The sequence below is a fragment of the Gracilibacillus oryzae genome (genome assembly GCF_009498735.1).
In the GTDB taxonomy this organism is placed as follows: domain Bacteria; phylum Bacillota; class Bacilli; order Bacillales; family Amphibacillaceae; genus Gracilibacillus; species Gracilibacillus oryzae.
The window spans coordinates 110,013-114,424 of record NZ_ML762426.1; the positions used below are offsets into that span (position 1 = coordinate 110,013).

Annotated in this window: 3 protein-coding genes; all 3 read right to left on the bottom strand. The window is 41.2% G+C overall.

The genetic code is table 11. The annotated features are described in order from the left end of the window. Positions 1-341: 341 nt before the first annotated feature. Positions 342-1,682, bottom strand: coding sequence for an allantoinase AllB (gene allB / locus F9U64_RS05835; RefSeq protein ID WP_153402075.1), 1,341 nt, complete (start codon positions 1,680-1,682; stop codon positions 342-344). Positions 1,683-1,829: 147 nt separating this feature from the next. Continuing rightward, the gene (locus F9U64_RS05840) at positions 1,830-3,092 is read right to left on the bottom strand and encodes a pyridoxal-phosphate-dependent aminotransferase family protein (protein WP_153402076.1); all 1,263 of its coding nucleotides are present in this window, start codon (positions 3,090-3,092) and stop codon (positions 1,830-1,832) included. Between the two features lie 18 nt (positions 3,093-3,110). Next, positions 3,111-4,355: an allantoate deiminase gene (allC, locus tag F9U64_RS05845; RefSeq protein WP_407647293.1), complete on the bottom strand. Its 1,245-nt coding sequence runs from the start codon at positions 4,353-4,355 to the stop codon at positions 3,111-3,113. Positions 4,356-4,412 lie beyond the last annotated feature (57 nt).

Below are 4,412 nucleotides of genomic sequence, written 5' to 3' on the forward strand. Positions count from 1 at the left end.
GAGACCTTCTGAATGCATTGAGCATAGCATATCTTTGTTGTCATGGTATTCAGAGCCCTTTTGAATGCCATGAGCACAGCATTTCTTTGGCGTCATGGTATTCAGACCCCTTTCTAACAGCACAAAAGAGTCCATTAAAAATGAACTAAAAAAAGAAGAGGACAAGACTGGTCCTCGTCCTCGCTAGAAGGGAAGTGTTCCACCAGAGCGGCCAATCCGCACGCACATTATTAAGAACGTAAGTAAGTCTTTGCTATCCACCTCCTTAAATATGGAGAGGTTTTTCAGTGGCCTGGAATAGATCGATCCGAAGCTCCTTTTGGTAAAGTGATTGGGGGAAATTATTTTTGTATCTGTATCTGTGTGTTCTGTGAATCGTATACCACTCTGCCTCGCAGAAAAGTTTTCTTGACCCGGCAAGGGAAATGATGATCCATATAAATGCTCTGTTTATGCCGTGCAAAGTAGTTCTCCGGAGTCACGATTGTTTCTTCGTTCATGGAGATTATCGATAGATCTGCATCATACCCTTCTGTAATGATGCCTTTCTTTTGGATGGAAAAACGGTTTGCGGGATTTTTCGCGGTCCATTTCGCAATCTTCTCGAATGGAATAGAATACAATTTTGCCAGCTCAATCATGGCGAGCAGAGAGAATTGTCCCCCGCTGATCCCTCCCCATGCGCTGAAAATATTGTGGGTGTTTGGATCTTTTAAGGTAAAAGGAGCAGGAGAGTGATCGGAAGCGATGATATCAAATTGATCCTCGATCAAAAGCTCTATCAACTTTTCGTTCTCCTTTTTTCTGCGTATGGGGGGAGCACATTTCGCAAGATTTCCTTTCACTTTTATGTCTTCATGGTTGAATAAAAGATAATGAGGACAGGTCTCCACAGTAATATTCAATCCTCTATTTTTTGCTTCATTAATTACTTTGATTGCTTCCCAGCTGCTAATATGAACAAAATGTAATGGACATCCCGTGATTTCTGCATAATAAATAGCCCGCTGGACAGCTTCTGTTTCTGCAATAATCGGTCTGCTTGCTAAATAATCATCCAAATCAAATTGCTGATTTGCCAGTTTTTTTTCTTTCAAAAAATTGGTGATAGTATTGCTTTCTGCATGGAGGGCGAGGATTTTATTTAATCTAGCAATTTCCTGCATACCTTGGAGTAATGTGGAGTCATCTACTGCTTCGAAGTCTTCATTTCCTGAGTCTGATAAAAATGCTTTAAACCCTATTGCACCAAGATCGGCAAGTTCAGAAAGATCAGCGATATTGCCTGGTACTAACCCTCCCCATAAATAATAATCCAGACAAGATTTTTGTCTGGCTAGTCTATCTTTTAACAGATATGCTTCACTGGTTGTTGTAGAAGGGACACTGTTTAAAGGCATATCAAAAAATGTCGTATATCCGCCTGCTGCTAACATATAAGAACCAGTCTCGAAACCTTCCCAATCCGCTTGTCCTGGCTCATTAAAATGAACATGTACATCGATTGCTCCAGGGAAAATATAATTTCCCTGGATATCTATTATTTCTTTGGCAGATCTATCTTGCTCCTCATTGATTGAGAGAATTTTTCCATCTTTGATCGCAATATTTACTTGTTTTACTCCATCTGGCAGTACGGCGTTCCCGTTTATTAATAGCAAATCCGCTGCATGCTTATCCATTTTTCTCATCCCCTTTTTAATACGTTAGGCAAGTATAAAGTTTCTGCAAGGAAGTTTTGTTCGTCGTAGTAGAATTTTTAAAGATCCAAGTATAAGAAAACTAACACATTCGCAAAAAGACGAGCGAATGCGAGTTTTTCTAAACAATTAAAGAACTTCGGCATGTACGATCAGCTGGGAATTATGATAAATATCTAATGCTGCCTGCATTGCTTTTCCTGTTTCTACTTTTGCTCCATGTCGGATAAGTACAGCTTCTAATGCGGCTAAAGTGAACAATACATTTTCTTTTCGGCAGCTATAGCCCATTGTCCCGATCCGCCAGATCTTTCCTTCGAGCGGACCGAAAGATTTGGCGATTTCGATGCCGAATTGGTCAAGCAGCATTTCCCTGACAGTCTCTGGGTTAACACCTGTGGGGACTTCAATGCATGTAACGGTAGGCAGTTTTGCAGCAGGATTTCCATACCGTTTCAATCCCATTGCTTCAATCCCTGCCATTAACGCCTGCTCATGCAGTTGATGCCGATGAAACCGGTTTTCTAAACCTTCTTCTAAAATAATCCGCAAACCTTCGCGCAATGCATACAGCATTGATGTTGCTTCTGTATGGTGGTTCAATCGGCGTGGGCTCCAGTAATCCTGCAGCATACTTAGATCCAAGTAATTACTTTTGACAAATGAATGACTCCGATCAAGCTCCTCGAGGCGATCTGTTTCTGTTGAAATCCCTTTTTCTACTTTTTTTCTTTGCGTTATCACTTTCTCGACACGCTCATTATAGGTGACAGGAGCCATTCCTGCTGGTATGGAGAGACATTTTTGTGTACCTGCAATTAATGCATCAATCTTCCATTCATCTACTTTGATATCCACGCCGCCAATCGTAGCAACTGCATCTACAATAAACAGTACCTCTTCTTCTCGGCAAATGGTTCCTAATTTATCGATCGGCTGCATACATCCTGTCGACGTTTCTCCATGAACAACTGCGAGAACTTTCGGCTGAATGTCCCGGATGGCTGCTATGATCTCCTGCTGGTCAAATACTTCTCCCCACGAACATTCAATCGTATGAACGTCAGCACCGTATCTTTCGCAGATTTCTGTCAGCAAATAGCCAAACCGTCCAAAGATTGGTACCAATACTTTATCTCCAGGTTCGATGACACTGCATAGAATTGCTTCAATTCCGGATCTTGACGTACCATCAACCGGAAAAGCCCATTGATTGGTAGTTTGAAAGATGGTCCGGAGCATTTCCATCACTTCATTCATGATATTGGTGAATGCGGGATCAAACTGGCCAAGAATCGGGGTACTCATTGCTCTTAACACACGAGGATCAACTTCGACAGGCCCTGGTGTCATAATCGTTCGGTTAGGTGTGTTTAAATCAGTATATTTCATCTATTTAATCTCCCTTTATTAATAGGCTAATTGATAAAGAAATTCGGTGAGGATTCTAACACCATTCTCCAGATCTGCTTTATTGGTAAACTCCTTTGGAGAATGACTGATGCCATCTTTACTTGGTACAAATAATAAGGCAGTAGGACAGTATTCACCAAATACTTGGGCATCATGTCCAGCGCCGCTCATAAGCTTGCGATAAGAGATTTGCTGCTCTTTTGCTATTTTGGTTGCTAATGCTGTTAAAGGGGTATTCATCGGAACAGGTTTAATATCCAGCCATTTGGACATTTTGGCACACATAGTTAACTCTTTTGCCATTTGATCAAGCGTGTGCCTTGCTTCGTTACAGAATGTTTCTAAAACAGCCTCATCATGATGGCGAATGTCCAATGTGAATTCCGCGTTGCCTGGAATGACATTTGGAGTGTTTGGCATCACATTCATTTTTCCTGCCGTAATAACTAAATCCTGGTCCAGCTTCATCGCTTTGTTGGTAAGAAAATAAATATATTTTGAAGCGAAGTATAAAGAATCTTTTCGATAGGACATAGGTGTGGTGCCGGCATGATTGCTTTCTCCAGAAATTTGTACTGTAAAGCGGCGCTGTCCAACAATGGAGTCAACTATTCCGAGCGAAGTTCTCGTTCGGTCCAAAATGATTCCCTGCTCTACATGTAGTTCGATAAATGCTTCGAGATCTTTTCTTACTGGTGATTGATAGTGTTCTGGGTTAAAGTCTGCTTCGTTCATCGCTGTTCTTAAAGAAACACTGTTGGCATCATGAATATTGTTTGCGTCAGTGATCGAATATTTTCCTGTAATGTTGCCAGATCCCCAGAAGGTGAGTGGAAAGCGGCTTCCTTCTTCTTCGCATAATGATACGACTTCAATATTTTTCTTTGGTTTCCCATATTTTTGATAAACAAGCTGGGCAGCTAAAAAACTGGCAATAATTCCATAGGTTCCATCATATTTTCCTCCGTTTATTACAGAATCGATGTGTGAGCCGGTCAATATCGTGACAGTGTCTTGTTTACCCTCTAATCGTCCAAAGAGGTTGCCAACACTATCAAAATAAGTGTGCAGTCCAGATTGTTCCATTTTCTGCTTTAAGGCAAGTTGAGCTTCTAACCAGGAAGGTGTATAAAGCAATCGGCTGACCCCTCCTCCTTCTGATTGACCGAAAGAGGACAACCAAGGAAGCAGCGGTTCTGTATCTTCAATAGAAAAGGGGCTATTTTTCGTTGTTATTGTCAAAGCTCTTTCACCTCCATTTTTATTCATATTTTACCAATCGTGAGGATAAGGATCATT